This window comes from Daejeonella sp., assembly GCF_037719425.1.
In the GTDB taxonomy this organism is placed as follows: Bacteria; Bacteroidota; Bacteroidia; order Sphingobacteriales; family Sphingobacteriaceae; genus Daejeonella.
This window is the reverse complement of sequence record NZ_JBBJNI010000077.1, coordinates 1-18,826: the sequence shown is the minus strand read 5'-3', so window position 1 is coordinate 18,826 and position 18,826 is coordinate 1. Positions and strand designations below refer to the sequence as shown.

Here is an 18,826-nt window from a genome sequence, read left to right as displayed (position 1 = left end):
ACAAGCGGGCATATTTCTTTCACAAAGAAGATCATCACGAAGGGCACAAGATCAGAATCCTGCTGGCCGAAGATGTTACTTTCTTAAACAAAGGCAGCATAGCATTAACGCTTGGCCATCTGCCATACAATTCCCGGGTTGTAATAGATGGCCACAAGTCGCATAATATCGATATGGACGTACTCGAGATAATCCATGATTTTAAGAAGACTGCAGAGCTTAAGAATATAAAATTAGAATTAAAAGATATTCCCGAATTCAAAGGAGTTGCGGGACATTAGAACATTGCCCTGCTTGGGAAGCGAATCCTATCTTTAACCTGCCGGATGCAATGGTCAGGTAATGGGGCGGCCCGCCGCTGATAGTTTTGCCGCTTAGGTAGATAAAATTAAAATAATGACTGAAACAGGCACTTTAGATACTCTGGAAACAAGCGAGCAAATAAACTATTTGCCAGTCCAGGATTATGATGTTAATCATACACTCCATGAACTGAAGCACTTTCTGCCCTCGCAAACTCCGCTCAAGGATTTTATTCACCATAATTCCTTACACGCTTACCAGCACATGAAATTTTATGATGCAATTTTTAAGGCATCGAAAACTTTTGGCTACCAGGTAACACTTCAGTTAAAAGAATTCAGGCAAATGTATAAGGATGGCAGGATCAGAGAAGACATTCTCGACAAAGCCGTTATTGAAAGAAAACCAGAAGAGTCTTTGGAAGAATGGAAAAGGAACCTGCTCGATAAAGAGTATGATCTTCATAATTCTGCCAGGATAGGCCAGCTGAGAAAGGAGTGGAATAAGCAGTATAAGCTTGACCTGAGTTTCTTTGTCAATCCTTTGCTTTTTCGTCTGCTCAACAGTTATCTCGACCAGGGAATCTCCCTATGGAACTTTCCGCTTGAGAACGCGGGGTTTTTAGCTTCAGTGCGTGAACTCGAGCGGAATGGGATAAGCAGTTTCTTTCAAACTGATCGGGCCAGGAAGCTTATTGCGGATGAAAATATAACGATCAGCGCTCTTCTTGATATGGTGGTGGGTGATCCAAGATATTACGAGCAATATTTATTTGATCAGCAATTCGGCCACCCTGGATGGTCTGGCATGGTTGCAACGGTAGAGGATCAGCCTCATACCCTTTTGGACAACAGGGCTATTTCGCTGAAGGATCTGATCACGCTTGAACTGATCATGGAAATCGATGTTCTGGAAAATCAACTGGATAATTGGAAACCATTAGCAAGCAATATATTGGTGCAGCCACTTGATCTGTTCGCAGACGTTCAGCAAACAGAGACCAACGAGGTTTTAATGATCTGGCAGGATGCTTTTGAATGGAGCTATTACGATGGTGTGCTAGCTGGTATTGAGGCTGACCGAAAAAGGGAACGGCCGAAAACCGAAGGAAAAAGCTTCCAGGCCTTGTTTTGTATTGACGAACGAGAATGCTCCATAAGGCGTCACATCGAAAACGTAGACAAAAACTGTGAGACATTAGGCACACCTGGGTTTTTCGGAGTGGAGTTCTACTTTCAGCCTGAAAACGGAAAATTCTACGACAAACTTTGTCCGGCGCCGGTTACGCCCAAATATTTGATCAAGGAGTCTGACGTCCTGGAAAAAAGAAAACACGAGTTGCTTTATACCAAGCTGTCACATACATTTTTTATCGGCTCGCTTATCTCGCTCACGCTGGGCTTCTTCGCATTCTTCAGGTTGATACTTAATCTTTTCCAGCCAAAAATGAGCCCTGCAATTTCGAATGCATTTGCTCATATGGGCAAGGGGTCCCGGCTAACCATTGAGAATGCTAACGGTGAAACGGAAAACGGGCTGCAAGTGGGATTCACAGTAACTGAGATGGGAACACGTGTTGAAGGCCATTTAAGAGGAATCGGACTTATCAGAGACTTCTCAAAGCTCATTTACGTGATTGGACACGGATCAAGCAGTGCAAATAATCCGCATCATGGAGCCCACGATTGCGGCGCATGCAGCGGACGGCCGGGATCTGTGAATGCAAGGGTTTTTGCATTCATGGCGAATCATCAGACCGTAAGGCAAATATTAGCTGAGCATGGGATAAATATTCCCGAGGAAGTGCAGTTCCTTGGCGGACTGCATGATACTGCGGCAGATCAGATCCAATTTTTTGATGATGATATATTGACTCCAGTGAACTTTGAAGCTCATCGGGTGAATAAGCAATCATTTGAGAGGGCTCTTGATCTGAATGCTAAAGAGCGTTCAAGACGTTTTGCATCTATTAAAACAAAAATGACTATTGGTAAGGTTCGGAGAGCTATTCTCGACAGGTCGGTATCCTTATTTGAACCTCGTCCTGAGCTGGGCCATGGTACGAATACCCTATGTATTGTTGGAAGCAGAAACCTGACTAAGGGAGTTTACCTTGACAGGCGGGCTTTCCTGAATTCTTATGATTACCGGACCGATCCGGAAGGGAAATTACTTAGCGGAGTAATGAGACCTCTTGGGCCAGTTTGTGGCGGAATAAACCTTGAATATTATTTCTCACGGGTGGATAATTACAGGCTGGGAGCAGGGACAAAACTTCCGCACAACGTTATGGGCCTCATCGGAGTTGCAAACAGCAGCGATGGTGATCTTCGGCCCGGCCTTCCAGTGCAGATGATCGAAGTTCATGATCCGGTACGTTTGCTCATCATTGTCGAGCACTATCCTGAGGTTGTATTGAAGACGATACAGGATGTACCTGAAATGTATGAATGGTTTATTAATGAGTGGGTGCACCTCGTAGCGATCAATCCAGAAACGCATAAGTTTCACCGCTTTAAAGAAGGAGAGTTCGTACCGTATCAACCCCTGAAAAAGACAACCGAAATTATTGAGGATTTCAACGGTTTTATAGAAAGAGCACCGGAAATGGAAACGAATAATATTCCCGACGCTACTAAAGAAAACTTACCTGTTTACCTACTCGATTAAACCATATGGAAACCATTCTTCAGCTGTTCATTTTTATACCTTTAGCGGCTTTTGTTATCAGCCTTTTCCTGCCCGCAAAAAAGGAACGTAATATTTCGGGCCTGGCTATAGCTTCGTCTGCAACTCACCTGATAAGTATTTTAGTTTTTGTCATCATCTGGATAATGGATGGGGCAGAGGTTCTTAGCGTCAGGCATCTTACCCTTTTTAAAAATGACGAAATTGATATCTTCATTGCTCTTTATTTTGACAGTATAGCAGCGGTGTTTGCGATGATAGGATCAGTACTGACCTTTCTTGTAGTCATCTTCAGTAAATATTATATGCACAGGGAGGAAGGGTTTAAGCGCTTTTTCTCAACCATCCTTTCATTTTTCCTCGGCTACAACATTGTTATCCTATCAGGAAACTTCGAAACCCTTTTCGTTGGATGGGAGATATTGGGTATAGCTTCGTTTCTGTTGATCGCATTTTACAGAGACAGGTACTTGCCGGTAAGAAATGGCCTGAAGGTTATTTCCGTTTATCGCTTAGGAGATATATGTCTGATCCTGGCCATGTGGATGAGTCACCATCTCTGGCACGAGAATATCACTTTTATGAAGCTTCACGATGTTGATCTGGTTAACTCCCAGCTTTCGGGAAATAGTACCTATGGCTTGTTTATAGGAATAATGATCGTTATCGCTGCAGCGGCTAAATCTGCTCAAATGCCATTCTCATCCTGGCTGCCACGGGCAATGGAGGGGCCAACTACATCAAGCGCGATCTTTTACGGTTCGCTGTCAGTTCATCTCGGCGTGTTCCTGCTCTTAAGAACATATCCCTACTGGCAGGGCATAGAATTTATTAAATGGCTGATCGTTGGCATCGGACTCATCACATGCCTCATCGCATCTTCGATTGCAAGTGTACAGTCATCAGTCAAAACACAGATCGCTTATTCTTCTATTGCCCAGATAGGATTGATATTTATTGAGGTAGCTTTTGGGCTTCATATCCTTGCGCTGGTTCATTTTGCTGGCAATGCTTTCCTTCGCACGTACCAGTTGCTGGTGTCACCATCTGTGCTTAGTTATAGTATTCACGATATGGTCTTTAGCTTTAAGCCGCGCAAAAACAACTTTGACGGCCCGTTCCTGCGGAAAATAAAGAATGCTTTTTATGTCCTTGCAATAAAGGAATGGAATCTTGACGGAAGCTTATATAAGTTTTTCTGGAATCCGTTTAAGAAACTTGGGCAAAGTATGAAGTTTATTGATACGAAAGCCACAGCGATAGTTGTAGGCCTGCTATTTCTTTTTGGACTGTACAGTAAGTTTTATCAGGCAGATATTCCGCCAGCTTTTTTCAAAGCCTTGCCTTTATTATTTTCTTCAGTGGGCTTACTGCTGATCATAAGGGCGTTTTCAGAACGGGGTGAAGCTTTGGACGCCTGGTTTGCTGCTATTGCCGGCCAATTGTTCATGACACTCTCGATTAATCTGATCAATGAAAAGTTCGGATATCAGCAGGTCGTGATCTATCTCAGCGGTATTATCCTTTCTGCGCTGGTGGGATATATCTGCCTTAAAAAGATCAGGGCAATTGATAATGACACGAGGCTCGATACCTACCATGGATATACTCACGAGCGCCCTAAAACCGGGTTCATATTTCTGATCGCTTGTCTTGGCTTGATAGGATTGCCTTTAACGCCCACATTTATAGGGATAGACCTGATGTTCAGCCATATTAAAACAGGGGAAATTATATTGATTCTCTTCACCTCCCTGAGTTTTCTGTATGTGGAACTAGCCATTTTGAGGATCTATGCCCGGATCTTTATGGGCCAGCATAAGAAGAATGATCATCCGATAGCGTTTAAATATTCGTAATGGTGCGGGAAAAGATCTTCCAATGACATCTGCAAATATTAAAGTAAAGAGCAACCCACTAATTCATAAAGTACCGATTATCAATAATTTTAGCTAAAATTAACAATTCTAAATATTTTTTCAAGGTCAGGACAGAGCAGGATAGAGGTGTTAATTTTCATTTCTAAATTGTGATCCTATTTTAATATCTTGAAGAAATTTCACTGATTAACTAAACTAAATATCCATGGATGAAAACGTCAATAAAAGTGCCTTATTTTACGGAAGTTGTTTTGCACTTATCACCACCGCATTTACATTCGCCATCAGAGCCGGTATTTTATCTCAGCTGGGCAATGAATTTGAGCTGAGTCCTACACAACTTGGATTTATCAATTCTATGTGGTTTTTAGGATTTCCTATATCTATGATCATAGGAGGCCTGGTTTATCATAGTTTTGGCCCTAAAAACATAATGATAGTGGCCTTTATTTCTCATACTGTTGGAATTTTATTAACCATTTTTTCAGTAGGGCCTTATATCTACCCACTTTTACTTATCTCCACCTTATTTATTGGTTTTGGTAACGGCTGTACAGAAGCGGCCTGTAACCCGATGATCGCCGATACGTACTCCGGTATCAAAATGAACAAAATGCTCAACAGATTCCACATGTGGTTTCCCGGAGGGATAGTGCTTGGTAGCCTGATCTCCAAATTTATGACCGATTTTGAGTTAAGCTGGCAAACGCAGATGTGGGTAATTATGATTCCTACTATTATATATGCCGCTTTGTTTTATGGAAAAACTTTTCCCAAGCCACAAAATGCAGGAGGCGTCACCCTTGCTGAAAATTTCAAAGCTATGTTGACACCGCTATATATATTTTTGTTCTTCTGTATGGCTCTTACTGCAATTACAGAGTTCGGCCCACAGCAGTGGGTAGGTCTTATCATGAGCAGCAGCGGAGCTCATCCAATGTTAATTTTGGCTCTGGTAACAGGTTTAATGGCGGTGGGCAGGTACTTTGCCGGACCAGTGGTTCAAAAATTTGGTCAGACCGGTATACTGTTAGGTTCTGCGGTTTTCGCAACATTGGGTATTTTCTTATTCAGTGTAGCTACAGGTCCTTCTGTTTATTTAGCGGCAGTTTGTTTTGCAGTTGGAGTATGTTATTTCTGGCCCACCATGGTTGGAGCAGTAGCCCAGCGGATTCCTCTTAGTGGCGCCTTAGGAATGTCCATTATTGGTGGAATAGGTATGTTTTCTACCGCCATTTTTCAGCCCATTATTGGCAGCTGGATTGATAAGGACAGGGCGGAAAACGTCGCTTTAGGGCTGACAGGACTAGAATTGGATCTTGCAGCAGGTCAGGATACTCTCACAAAAATGGTGATATTCCCTTTTATACTGATTGTTTTGTTCACCATATTTTTCTTTTGGCAAAAAAACGCAAAAAATGATGTGAAAACTGCTGTACATTAATTAAAGCGTTGTAAGTTCATTTATTGTGAAAACCGGGTGTCTTAACACTAATCACAGCGGGTAGGTTTGGTTTTCGTGTCGGTGCACACAAGACTTCCTTCAGAACCAGGGTCTCCCTGCTACGCAGATCCTGATCAATGCTTAATTAAGCCAAAACTCAGGTTATTAGTCATTATTTGAAGATTATGGATAACCTTTTACATACTCGTAAAAGGTTATCCTCTTTACTTTATCAGATACAAGAAAAGCACTCATTCTTTTTCAGGCAAGTCAGCATACTGAGCTAATATTACTTTATTTTTATTGTTTGGAAGCATATGAAAAATACTATTGAAAAGATATTTTCCTGGAAAAAGATAGTATTTGTTGTTATTACCATTATGGTGATTTGGCTGCTGCAGTTGTTGTATAGTGGATTCGATGGATCTTCACCTGCTACTTCGGCTTCCGAAACTTTCTGGCTCTGGAGATTTTTAGGAAGGCTTCATCCATTAGCGGTTCATTTTCCTGTAGGCTTGCTGTTTTTTGCCGCAATACTAGAGCTTTTTACCCTTAAAAAATTTGATTCAGCATTGCGTCCCGGTATTAACCTGCTTGTAGCTGCTGGCGTGATCTCCGCGATATTTTCTGCTGTGTTTGGCTTGCTATTATCCAGAGATGGAGATTATGGGGAAGATCTTTTGAGCATACACCAATGGGCAGGTATCTCCACAGCCGGGCTGGGAGCTATTGCCTGGGTGTTACTAAACAGGATACTAAAAAAAAATCAGTTATGCCTGATAAAATCATATCGCAGTATTTTATTTTTTAGCGCCCTCGGCGTATCGCTGGCCGGCCATTTTGGAGCCTCTCTGGCACATGGGAAAGATTACCTGTCAAGTACTCTTCCCTGGAGCGACGATTATACTGCATCCGGATCTAGCAATTTTGAATTGACTTCCTTTAAAAACGATACCACAAAATTAACTATAAAACAGGAGGCCGAACTCAATGTACAGGTGAGAGCGATATTTGCTCACAATTGCTATAAATGTCATAGCGCTGAAAAGGTTAAAGGCGAACTGCGGCTCGACCGGAAGAATATGGTCTTTAAAGGAGGGGAAAATGGTCCGGTCATTATCCCTGGAAATTCCCTTGAAAGTGAAATATTCCGCCGCATTACGCTGCCTTCCAGTCATAAGGATCGCATGCCTTCCAAAGGAAAAAAGCTGTCTGAAAATGAAATAGCTTTGATGAAATTTTGGATCGATAAAGGCGCACCGTGGCCCGATGGACCTGATAAACAAAACGTTTTCAAGCTTGCTGCAATGCCGCCCCGGAATCCGACGCTGCCACCTGTTTCGGGTAACATGACCAACCCTGTCGACAGGTGGACGAACCAATATTTCACAAAAAGTAAAACTACCTGGCCAAAGCTTGTTGATGACAGAACATATATAAGGAGAATATTTCTTGACATCATCGGATTATTGCCCAGCCCGCAGGAAATTGAAGCATTTACGAAAGATAAAAGACCGGATAAGCGATCTCTGTGGATAAGACTACTGCTAAATCGTGAAGACGATTATGCGATGCACTGGCTTACATTTTGGAATGATGCATTAAGAAACGATTATACGGGAACAGGTTATATTACGAAGGGTCGTTATGATATTACAAATTGGCTGTATAAATCAATAAAAGCAAATAAGCCCTACAAGCAGTTTGTTAAAGAATTGGTAAGTCCTTCAGAGGAATCGAAAGGCTTTGTGGAAGGCATCAAATGGCGCGGGGTTGTGAATGCCAGCCAAAGGACAGAAATGCAAGCTGCGCAGAATGTATCCCAGGTCTTTTTGGGACTAAATTTAAAATGTGCGTCCTGTCATAATAGTTTTATTAGCGATTGGAAACTCGATGATGCATATGCATTTGCTAACATTTTTGCCGATAGTACTCTTGAAATAAATCGATGCGATAAGCCTACCGGTAAGTTCACCGATGCCAGAATGCTCTGGAAAGAATTGGGTGTAATTGATAATAAGGCCACAGTATCTGTAAAAAGAGCACAGTTGGCCGAGAATATGATTAGACCGGAAAACGGACGTTTGTATCGAACCTTAGTAAATAGAATATGGGCACAGCTAATGGGGCGAGGCCTTATAGAACCTGTTGATATTATGGATAATGAACCCTGGAGCCAGGACCTGTTGGACTGGATGGCTTTCAACTTCCAGAATAAATCTGATATAAAAGAACTGATTTATCTGATCACCAGTTCCAATACCTACCAGCTGTCTTCCGTAGGGTTTAAAGATCCCAGCAACATTGTTTCCCAGGATTATAAGTTCACTGGGATTCTAAGGAAGAGAATGACTGCAGAACAGTTTTCGGATGCTGTTGGAACAGTCATTAATCCTCTTTTTCCCGATTCGCTGGTAAAATATAATCCATCTGTAAACACCGTGTATGATCTGTCAGGTAAACCTTTTGCCCGCGCTTCCATGGTAGTAAATAATACTTTTCTAACTGCTTTAGGCCGGCCGAACAGGGAAACAGTTTCCACGAGCAGGGAGTCTCAGGCGAACCTATTGCAGGCTCTTGAATTAACCAACGGAGAGAGGTTCAATTCAATGATCAGAATAGGGGCTCAAAACTGGAAGCAGAAATATAAGACCAGTGATATAATAATTAAAGAAATTTATAAGCGGGCATTAGGGCGCGAAGTACAGCCAGGGGAATTTAAAGTCGCCAAAAAATTATTGGGCGACAAACCCGCAACAGATTCCATTCAGGATCTGTTCTGGGCTATTTTGCTACTTCCTGAATTTCAAATCATTTATTAAAGAAAAATTTAACTATTGCTTATGAATGCGCTTTGGAATAGAAGAGAATTTTTAAAAGGAACAAGTGCCGCTTCCTTAGCAGCACTTGCAGCAGGTGTTCCCATCACAAGTTTTTTAACTTCCTGCAACGGCAGAAAAGCAAATTCCAGTGCCGATACCGTCATCTTACTATGGATGGCAGGAGGAATGGCTCATACAGATACATTTGATCCCAAAAGATATACACCGTTTACCAAAGGAATGAAGGCGAATGATGTGTTAAGCACCTTTAAGTCGGTGCCTACCATACTCGATGGGGTCTCCTTTTCACATGGTCTGGAGTCAATCGGGAAGGTAATGGATAGAGGAACCCTGATCAGGTCTTATGTTGCTGGCGATATGGGGCATATATTACACTCTCGTCATCAATATCACTGGCATACTTGTTATAAGCCGCCGCAATCTGTTTCTGCTCCCCATATAGGCTCCTGGATCGCAAAGGAGCTTGGCTCGATGAACCCCGTTATACCTCCTTTTATTGATATTGGACAAAGGTTTACATTAGGAGAAGGAGAAGAATTAAAAGCCTTCCACACTGCCGGGTTTTTAGGAAGCGAGTACGGCCCATTCCTTATTCCAGACCCATCTTCTGGTCTGGAAAGTGTAAGGCCACCCGTAGGCATGTCGGCCATGAGGTTTGAAAAAAGAAATCAATTGTATAATGAACTGATTAGTAAAAGTCCAACAGGTGAATTTGGCAGCGACTACCAGAAGGAATCATTAAGAAGGTCATTAGAACAGGCTTATATCCTTTTGAAATCTCCAGAGGCCGCGGCATTTGATCTGAGTCAAGAACCAAAGGAGAGTTATGATATCTACAACACTGGAAAATTTGGTTTAGGCTGCCTGATGGCAAGGCGGCTAACTGAACAGGGGGCACGATTTATCAGCGTTACCACTGAATATGAACCTTTTAAAAGCTGGGATACCCATGATAATGGTTATACCAGGTTAATCGATATGAAGAAGCAGATCGACGGGCCTATTGCACAGTTGATAAAAGACCTGGAACGTACCGGACACCTGGACCGTACCCTGGTTATTTTGGCGAGTGAATTCAGCAGGGACATGATGGTAGAAGGTCGTCCGGATCTTAAAGTGCAAGAGCAGGTTAATCAACCCGATATTATAGAAGATATAAAAAATTATGGAATGCATCGCCACTTCACCGACGGATGCTCCATGTTAATGTTTGGCGGCGGAGTTAAAAAAGGCAATGTTTATGGTAAAACAGCAGATGAACGGCCTTGTAAAACCATTGAAAAACCTATCGTAATTGACCAGGTTCATCAGACCATATATCATGCCCTTGGCATTGCCGAAGATGCAAATTATATCGTGGAAAAAAGGCCATTCTATACCACGCCAGATGGCTTGGGAAAGCCCGAGCTTGAATTGTTTGCATAAAATGATTGACCGTTTAAATAAATACCCATGAAAAGAAGAAATTTTATCAAGAAAACAGCAATAACAACCAGTAGCTTGTTGATTTTGCACGATTTATTTGCCAAACCTAACGACAAGGTATATGGTTATAATAATATGACATATACACTGAATACTTCCTGGGCTAAAACAAACCAGGCTCAACTGCCTGTAAATGATTGCCATGAAATGGTTCAGGACAGCAAAGGACGAATTATTCTCTTAACTAATGAAACAAAAAATAATATTCTCATTTTCAATAAAGACGGAAAAGTACTGAATAACTGGGGGCATGCATTCCCGGGAGGACATGGTTTATCCTTGCATAATGAAAACGGAACAGAATTTCTATATATTACTGATACCTCAAAACACCAGGTCTTTAAAACGACCATGGACGGAAAGGTACTCCTCACGATTAGTGCACCTATGGATGCTGGGATCTATTCTAAGCCAGAAGAATTTGTACCCACTGAAACTGTAGTAGATAAAAATGGAGATATTTTTATTGCAGATGGTTATGGCGCGCAATACATATTACATTATGACAGAAAAGGCAAACTAATTAAATATTTCGGTGGACGCGGTGAAGGTGATGCTCATCTGGATAATGCACATGGTATTTGTTTTGATACTCGTAATAATAAACGTACGTTGCTCATCACCGACAGGACAAGGAATTGTTTTAAACGATTTACTAAAAAAGGAGAATTGCTGGAGGTAATTAAACTTCCAGGTGCCTGCGTTTGCCGCCCGGTTATTCAAGGTGATTATTTATATGCCGCCGTATTCCGGTCGCCCAATACGAAAGCCCCAGGTTCTGGTTTTGTAACTATTTTGGATAAACACAATAAAGTGGTCAGTAATATTGGTGGTAATGAGCCCATGTACGTGAAAGGTGTTTTGCAGCCCATGCAGCAGACTGAAAAAATATTTGTTCATCCGCATGATGTATGTGTAGATCAGGATGAAAATATATATGTAGCACAATGGGCATCGGGGAAAGTTTATCCTTATAAATTGATGCGTATATAAGGCATAAACAATTTGATTTTCTAAAAAGATGATTTTCATAGTAGATCATACTTTTTACTGCTATAGAACCCCTTAAGAAGTCGTTATAACTGATCAGTACAATTCTTATTCCTTCCTGGGTATTTTGAGCATCGCCAGGTGCTTTTGTAAATTGGTTTATGGAATCGAAATATTTCTAAAGTCCGCTGCCAATTTAACTTCTGGTCGAAAGAGGTATCTCTTTGCCTTTTTTTGATAGGCGTGTCCTTTCTTTGCATATGATATGCCTCTTTTGAAATGTGACATGTTAGTTATTGAATAATAAATATTTAGTTATCAACTATTTATATTTTAATAATTTAAAATGAAGATAATTATTAAGATCAGGACAGTTCAGGACAGAGAAGTAATTATTCATCTCTAAATTGTGATCCCGATCAAGCTTATTAAATAAGCTTTGAGTTTAAAACAAGCATTGAAATAACAAGAAGCAATAAGCTGATGTCGCAAATTAAAAATCGATGTTTTCGGCAATGGAAACTATTCTTTGAACGCGCCCCTAAAATAAATCCGGATTCGTGGGCAGTTGTTTGAAAGTGCAGATCGCTGACCTGCATAAAACAGTGAAGGAGGATATTATAGTTGCAGGTACGGATGGCTTATTTTTTTTAATGAAGCACCATTATTTACTTTTAAGAATATATGTATATTAATAAAAATGTTTTAAAGGCTTGCTAGGGTAAGTGGCAAAGAAAACAATCGTTTTTAAAATTGAATGTTTAATTATAGTTATATGAGCATAAATCGGAATACATCTGTAAAATTAATAGTAACACTTTCTATTCTACTTTTTGTAGGAGCTTCTTTTATCGGCAACGTTAAGGAAACCGGTCGGAACAGAGCCAGGGAATTAGATCCAAAAGTTGAAAAACTGAAGCTTTTGCCCGACTTTAAAGCAGAACATTTATACAGCCCATCGGAGAGTAAAAATGGCTCATGGGTGGCCATGACGTTTGATGACAAGGGCAGGATGATTACCTGTGATCAGTACGGATATCTGTATCGTCTCACAATTCCCCCTATTGGTACCGATTCGGTAAAATCAAAAATAAAGGTAGAAAAACTGGAGATCAAAATTGAGGGGGATACCACCAAAGAGAAGATAAAAATGGGCTATGCTCAGGGTTTATTGTACGCTTTCAATAGCCTTTACGTGATGGTTAATCATAAAGGTGATACCTCAATGGCTAAGAGCAGTGGTCTTTACCGACTTAAAGATACAAACAATGATGATCAGTATGATGAGATTACCTTGCTTAAAGACCTGGTTACTCCGGGAGGAGAACATGGGCCACACAGTATGGTCATTTCTCCTGATAAAAAATCAATTTACCTCATAGCCGGAAATCATGTGGATGTTCCCAAAATGGATGCTTATCGTTTGCCTGAATCCTGGAGAGAAGACAACTTATTCCCTTTAATAAAAGATCCGAACGGACATGCTAATGATCGTTATGCTCCGGGTGGTTTTGTTGTCAAAATAAATCCGGAAGGAACAAATTGGGAATTGATCAGTGCGGGATACAGAAACGCATTTGACCTTGCATTTAATGAAGTTGGAGATATGTTTGTTTACGACGCGGATATGGAGTGGGATTTTGGTATGCCATGGTACCGGCCTACACGTATAAGCCATTCAACCAGCGGAAGCGAATTTGGATGGCGCACAGGTAACAGTAAATGGTCGCCGGCATATCCGGATAACTTGCCGCCAATATTAAACATCGGACAGGGCTCACCTACCAGCCTTTTCAGCGGAAATAATGCACGATTCCCGGAAAAATATCGCAGAGGCTTATTTGCCTTCGACTGGAGTTTTGGGATCATCTATGCCGTTCAATTAACTCCAAGCGGGTCTTCGTACAAAGCAACTGCGGAAGAATTTATTTCCGGTGCGCCATTGCCCTTAACTGATGGTATTGTTGGACCAGATGGGGCTATGTATTTTTTAACAGGCGGACGGAAACTGGATTCAGATCTATACCGCGTTTATTATGGCGAAAACACTTTGTCAAATACTCCATTATTAACGAATACTTCACGTGAGATACTGGAGGCACGTAAATTAAGACAGCGATTGGAAACATTTCATGGTGCCCCAAATAAAAAAGCAATTAGCTTGGCCTGGCGAAACATGGGAAATGAAGATCGCTTTATTCGTTATGCTGCCCGTATGGTAATGGAACATCAGCCTCTTAGCCAATGGGAGGAAAGAGCATTCAAAGAAAAAGATCCTCAGATACTCCCTCAAGCAATGATTGCTATGGCCAGAACTGGAAACAGAGGTTTACAAGTAAGGATGATCAATGCATTAATGAATATAAACTACAGTATATTACCTGAAGCACAGCAAATAGATGTTTTAAGAGCTTATGAATTGATAATTTCCAGAATGGGTAAACCTTATGATGCTGAAAAAGTTAAATTAAGCACTTACCTAAATCAATTCTATCCTGCCAAAAGCAATGAATTGAATCGTTCATTCAGCAAAGTTTTGGTTGCTCTGGATGACCCATTAGTAGTTCAAAAAACACTGGCTTTACTTGATGGAACCGTTCAGGACGTGGATGATCAAAAATCTTTCATGCAGTCTTCAGACTTAATCCTGCGTAATCCTCAATACGGACTTGACATTGCAAAAATGTTAGCCAAAACACCACCTGCTCAGCAAATTTATTATGTAACGGCATTAAGTGAAGCAAAAAATGGCTGGACAACAGAAAGAAGAGAGAAATATTTCAAATGGTACTATACAGCGTTTGGATACAGGGGAGGTAATAGTTTTGTCGGTTTTATTGATAAAGCACGCAAAATGGCTTTAGCTAATTTACCGCGGGATCAATTCGACCATTATAATAAGATTTCGGGAAATGAATTGCTAACCAAGAATGGAATGAAACTAGCCAGCGTCGGCAGCGCTAAAGGTCCGGGCAAAACGTGGAAATTAAATGAGGCACTTGAAGTTGTTCAAAAGGACTCAACAGATAGAAACTTTGAACAGGGTGAAATGCTGTTTTCCGCAACTCAATGTATTTCCTGCCACAGCATCCAGGGTGAAGGCGGCGCAGTTGGTCCGTCGCTGACGCAATTGGGAACCCGTTTCTCAGCCAGGGACATCCTGGAATCTATCCTTGAGCCGAATAAAGTAATATCTGATCAATACGCTTATACCGCATTTTACTTAAAAGATGGCAGTTCGGTTATAGGAAGGCTTAAAAATGAAGACGCTGAAAAATATTATATTTCTCAGAATCCATTTGCACCGCAAACGCTGCGTGAGGTACCTAAACAAAATGTGGTAAGAACCAGGATTTCTGATGTATCTTCTATGTACCCGGGTATGTTAAACAGCTTAAATAAAGAAGAATTAAAAGACCTGATGGCTTACCTGATTTCGGGATCGAATAAAGATCATCAGATCTACAAGCCAAAAAGCAAGCAACCCATTACCAATAATTAGGAGATTATAATTTTGACACGTCAGGCCTGGCATAATAAAATATCAAACCCCACACAATTAGGCGGGATTGAAACCTCTGTGATAGATAACGGTACAAGCCGGGGAACCCGTATTGCCTGGATAAACACCGGAACGGGTCTGCGTTACAAAGTGGTAATTGACCGGGCTATGGATATTGCAGATGCATTTTACAACCAGCATAGCTTAGCCTGGCTTAGTCATTTGGGAATTACCACTCCGCAGCCATTCTCTGACAAGGGTATTGATTGGATCCGAACCTTTGGCGGCGGTTTGTTAGTTACCTGCGGTTTAACCCATATTGGTGGGCCCGAAACTGATGAATTTGGCGAACGCGGCCTTCACGGACAAGTCAGTAATATCCCGGCAGAAATAGAATCCATCATCCAGCCAGATCCTGTCGCTGGCAAAATGGAAATGAGCATCACCGGAATAATAAGGCAAACACATCCACTCGGCATAAGATTAGAACTGAGGAGAACCATTTCCGCAACATTAGGAAAGGCGTCCATTCGAATTTACGATGAAGTTGTCAACAAAGGCAATACCACAGCTCCGCATATGCTGTTGTATCATTGCAATTTTGGTTGGCCTTTAGTTGATGAAGGTGCTCAGATCATTTGGGAAGGTTCCTGGAAACCCCGCGAAAGCGGAGAAAGCAATAAAATTTTTCGAGAAGGAAATAGCTTCCGAAAGTGTCCTGCTCCATTAGATGATCACTGTGGTGGCGGCGAAGAAGCTGCCTTTATTGATATCGCGCCGGATGGTTCCGGCCAATGTACCAGCGGGATTTACAACCCGGCAATAGGTATTGCTCTTGTCTTGCGATTTAAAAAAGAGCAGCTGCCCTGGCTAACCAACTGGCTGCATTTTGGCAAAGGTGAATATGTAATTGGCTTAGAGCCTGGAACAAATCCACCCATAGGTCAAGCTAAGGCTCGGGAACTGAATCAATTGATATATCTTCTGCCGGGAGAAAGCAGGGTGTATGATCTGGAAATTGAAGTGCTGGACCAGGAAACAGCTATCAATGAGTTTTTAAATAATCGGTTAGTTGAAACTAAAATTATTCATATAAACTAATAAAAATGAGTTTAGCAGGAAAAGCATTAGAACAAGGTAAAGGAATTCTGCGTTTAGCGCCAAATTGGGTACCTCGTTCATTCTGTGTACCGGGAAGGCGGATTAAGTTGCACCCTGATGATTATTATGTATTGGGGGGAGAGCGTGGAGGTATTGATGAACGTTGGCTTTCTTCAACAACGCCTGCGAAAAATGGTCCATTAACTGGCGAAAACGAAGGTTTAAGCGCTATCGTTTATAATGACGGAACCAAAGATCAACATATACTTTTAAAAGATGCGGTTGATGAACTGAAAGGCGAGTTAATTGGCAACCGCCTGTGGAACGAACATGAAAGCTGGCCGATGTACTCTAAATTTTTTGATAATATGGGACCTCTTCCTCATCATATTCATCACAATGATGAGCAAGCTGCTAAAATCGGCCAGAAAGGTAAACCAGAAGCTTATTATTTCCCGCCCCAACTAAACAATCACGGTGGGGATTTTCCTTATACATTTTTTGGGATAGCTCCGGGCACAACTAAAGAACAGATTCGGGAGTGCCTGGTCAACTTTACCAAAGGCGATAATAAACTAACCAACTATTCGCAGGCATTTCGCCTGGAGCCGGGCACAGGTTGGGATGTGCCTCCCGGAATGCTCCATGCACCGGGTAGTATGTGTACCTACGAGCCCCAGAAAGCATCGGATGTTTTTGCGATGTACCAGTCATTAGTTAATGAAGCTATTATTCCCGAAGAATTGTTGTGGAACGGTACCCCGGAAGATAGGAAAGGTGATTTTGACCAATTGATGGAAGTTATTGATTGGGATTTAAATGTTAATCCTGATATATTAGAAACTCGTTTCATGCGCCCTAAGCCAGTAAAAGCTATTAAAGAGATGGAAGCTGAAGGATACATTGAAAATTGGGTTTGTTACAAATCCGATGCATTTAGCGCCAAAGAATTAACCATATTTCCGGGACGAACTGTTACCATATCAGATAGCGGTTGCTATGGAATAATAGTGATGCAGGGGCACGGGAAATTTGGCGTTTGGGATATCGAAACACCAGCGCTGATTCGGTACGGACAATTAACCAACGATGAGTTTTTTGTGAGCGAGAAAGCAGCCTTGGAAGGTGTCACCATTAGCAATCCTTCCACAACTGATCCCATGGTTATTCTTAAGCATTTTGGTCCGGGAAATCCGGATCTTGTTTTGTAATTAATGTAAATTTAAAATCCTGAATAATTTTTGATATATGACTGAGAATAATTATCCAAAACTCCACAATGCTACCTGGCCCGGCATGGTGGGAAAAGGCCCCGATTCAGAACCACCCATTTCTTTTGATACCATGCTTGAGATGACCGCGAGTGCCGAGGTGGATGGTGTCAAATTTGACGGTGTGGATATTTTCCTTTTCGCTCCCCACTTTGACATTGACAGCACAGATGAGGATATCAAACAACTGGCAGATAAAGTTGCCTCACTCAACCTGGAGATTGGAAGTGTTGTAGCACCAGTTTGGCCTCCCACGGCCGGCGGCTCTGCCATTGGCAGCAAAGAAGAGCGAAGTCAATTTGTGAATCAGGTTCGGAAGTCGTGCCAGATAGCTAAAAGGTTGCGGGAACTTGGTGTCCGCCCCAATGGAGTAATTCGTATCGATTCAGCATGTGATCCCGGAAGCTGGGCAATTGACCCGGCGGGTAATACCAAACTTATCGCACAAACTTTCCGTGATGCATGTGATGTTGCTGCCGATTATGGAGAAAAATTGGCTGCAGAAGGGGAGATCTGCTGGGGTGGTATGCATAGCTGGAAAGCGATGGTGGACACACTGGAAGCAGTAGATAGGCCTAACATGGGCTTTCAGGCTGATATGGCACATACCTTTTTATACCTGCTAGGTTACAACGCCCCTGAAAGCCGGATACTGCCGGTTGATTTCGAGTGGAATGATCGCGAAGCATTAGCAGAAGGCCTTAAAAAATTAACTGCCGCATTGGGTCCATGGACAATTGACTTTCATGTAGCGCAGAATGATGGAACTGTACATGGAACAGGGTCTCATGATAAAACGGGAAGACATTGTCAGGCAACAGACCCTAATGGAAAAATGGATATTGCAAAGGATGCAGGCTATTGGCTTCGTGATGAAAAAGGAGAACTCACAAAAGCGTTCAAACACATTTGCTGGGACGGATGTATGTTTCCTAACGATGTTATGATGAAGGGCCAAACATGGAACGATATTCTGGCTACTATGATCAAAGTTCGACAAAATCATGGATGGTACGAGTCCGTTCAAAAGCGTTAATTAAAACATTTTAAAAACAAAATGAACGATAAAAAAGAATTGAGGATTGGGTTGATCGGATGCGGTTTTATGGGCCGAACTCATTCCAACGGCTATAAGCGCATCGGTGATTTCTTTCCCGAACTGAAATACCGTCCGGTATTAAAAACCGTTTGTTCACGAAGCAAAGATAAGGTTCAGGCATTTGCTGACCAATGGGGCTACGAGTCGGTTGAAACCGACTGGAAGGCTGTTATCGCCCGAGCTGATATAGATGCAATCGATATCTGTACCCCTAATGATA

General features: G+C 41.8%; 11 protein-coding genes and 1 pseudogene. All 12 read left to right on the top strand.

What is annotated here, in order from left to right; all coding sequences use genetic code 11:
- Positions 1-281: pseudogene (locus tag WKF69_RS11355) on the top strand (SulP family inorganic anion transporter); the annotation flags it as partial.
- 115 nt (positions 282-396) lie between these two features.
- The gene (locus WKF69_RS11350; protein ID WP_340381997.1) at positions 397-2,973 is read left to right on the top strand and encodes a DUF2309 domain-containing protein; all 2,577 of its coding nucleotides are present in this window, start codon (positions 397-399) and stop codon (positions 2,971-2,973) included.
- A 5-nt stretch (positions 2,974-2,978) separates the two neighbouring features.
- Positions 2,979-4,850 (top strand): proton-conducting transporter membrane subunit, encoded by a 1,872-nt coding sequence (locus tag WKF69_RS11345; protein WP_340381995.1) that lies wholly within the window; start codon positions 2,979-2,981, stop codon positions 4,848-4,850.
- Positions 4,851-5,076: 226 nt separating this feature from the next.
- A complete protein-coding gene (locus WKF69_RS11340) occupies positions 5,077-6,315 on the top strand; it encodes an MFS transporter (RefSeq protein WP_340381993.1) in 1,239 nt (412 codons plus the stop codon).
- Positions 6,316-6,632: 317 nt separating this feature from the next.
- Positions 6,633-9,137 (top strand): DUF1549 domain-containing protein, encoded by a 2,505-nt coding sequence (locus WKF69_RS11335; RefSeq protein ID WP_340381991.1) that lies wholly within the window; start codon positions 6,633-6,635, stop codon positions 9,135-9,137.
- Between the two features lie 21 nt (positions 9,138-9,158).
- A complete protein-coding gene (locus tag WKF69_RS11330) occupies positions 9,159-10,583 on the top strand; it encodes a DUF1501 domain-containing protein (RefSeq protein ID WP_340381989.1) in 1,425 nt (474 codons plus the stop codon).
- 27 nt (positions 10,584-10,610) lie between these two features.
- The gene (locus WKF69_RS11325) at positions 10,611-11,636 is read left to right on the top strand and encodes a hypothetical protein (protein ID WP_340381987.1); all 1,026 of its coding nucleotides are present in this window, start codon (positions 10,611-10,613) and stop codon (positions 11,634-11,636) included.
- A 772-nt stretch (positions 11,637-12,408) separates the two neighbouring features.
- Positions 12,409-15,135 carry a c-type cytochrome gene (locus WKF69_RS11320; protein ID WP_340381985.1) on the top strand — a complete coding sequence of 909 codons (2,727 nt, stop codon included), beginning with the start codon at positions 12,409-12,411 and terminating at the stop codon, positions 15,133-15,135.
- Between the two features lie 12 nt (positions 15,136-15,147).
- A complete protein-coding gene (locus WKF69_RS11315; RefSeq protein ID WP_340381983.1) occupies positions 15,148-16,236 on the top strand; it encodes an aldose 1-epimerase family protein in 1,089 nt (362 codons plus the stop codon).
- A 5-nt stretch (positions 16,237-16,241) separates the two neighbouring features.
- The gene (locus WKF69_RS11310; RefSeq protein WP_340381981.1) at positions 16,242-17,447 is read left to right on the top strand and encodes a hypothetical protein; all 1,206 of its coding nucleotides are present in this window, start codon (positions 16,242-16,244) and stop codon (positions 17,445-17,447) included.
- A 37-nt stretch (positions 17,448-17,484) separates the two neighbouring features.
- The gene (locus WKF69_RS11305) at positions 17,485-18,543 is read left to right on the top strand and encodes a TIM barrel protein (protein WP_340381979.1); all 1,059 of its coding nucleotides are present in this window, start codon (positions 17,485-17,487) and stop codon (positions 18,541-18,543) included.
- 21 nt (positions 18,544-18,564) lie between these two features.
- Positions 18,565-18,826 (top strand): Gfo/Idh/MocA family oxidoreductase (locus WKF69_RS11300; protein ID WP_340381977.1); only part of this gene is annotated, 262 nt, incomplete at its 3' end.

Bases quoted from the DNA above. Each gene is read 5' to 3' on its own strand.
- WKF69_RS11350 (WP_340381997.1), top strand. From the start codon at position 397: ATGACTGAAACAGGCACTTTAGATACTCTGGAAACAAGCGAGCAAATA.
- WKF69_RS11345 (WP_340381995.1), top strand. From the start codon at position 2,979: ATGGAAACCATTCTTCAGCTGTTCATTTTTATACCTTTAGCGGCTTTT.
- WKF69_RS11340 (WP_340381993.1), top strand. From the start codon at position 5,077: ATGGATGAAAACGTCAATAAAAGTGCCTTATTTTACGGAAGTTGTTTT.
- WKF69_RS11335 (WP_340381991.1), top strand. From the start codon at position 6,633: ATGAAAAATACTATTGAAAAGATATTTTCCTGGAAAAAGATAGTATTT.
- WKF69_RS11330 (WP_340381989.1), top strand. From the start codon at position 9,159: ATGAATGCGCTTTGGAATAGAAGAGAATTTTTAAAAGGAACAAGTGCC.
- WKF69_RS11325 (WP_340381987.1), top strand. From the start codon at position 10,611: ATGAAAAGAAGAAATTTTATCAAGAAAACAGCAATAACAACCAGTAGC.
- WKF69_RS11320 (WP_340381985.1), top strand. From the start codon at position 12,409: ATGAGCATAAATCGGAATACATCTGTAAAATTAATAGTAACACTTTCT.
- WKF69_RS11310 (WP_340381981.1), top strand. From the start codon at position 16,242: ATGAGTTTAGCAGGAAAAGCATTAGAACAAGGTAAAGGAATTCTGCGT.
- WKF69_RS11305 (WP_340381979.1), top strand. From the start codon at position 17,485: ATGACTGAGAATAATTATCCAAAACTCCACAATGCTACCTGGCCCGGC.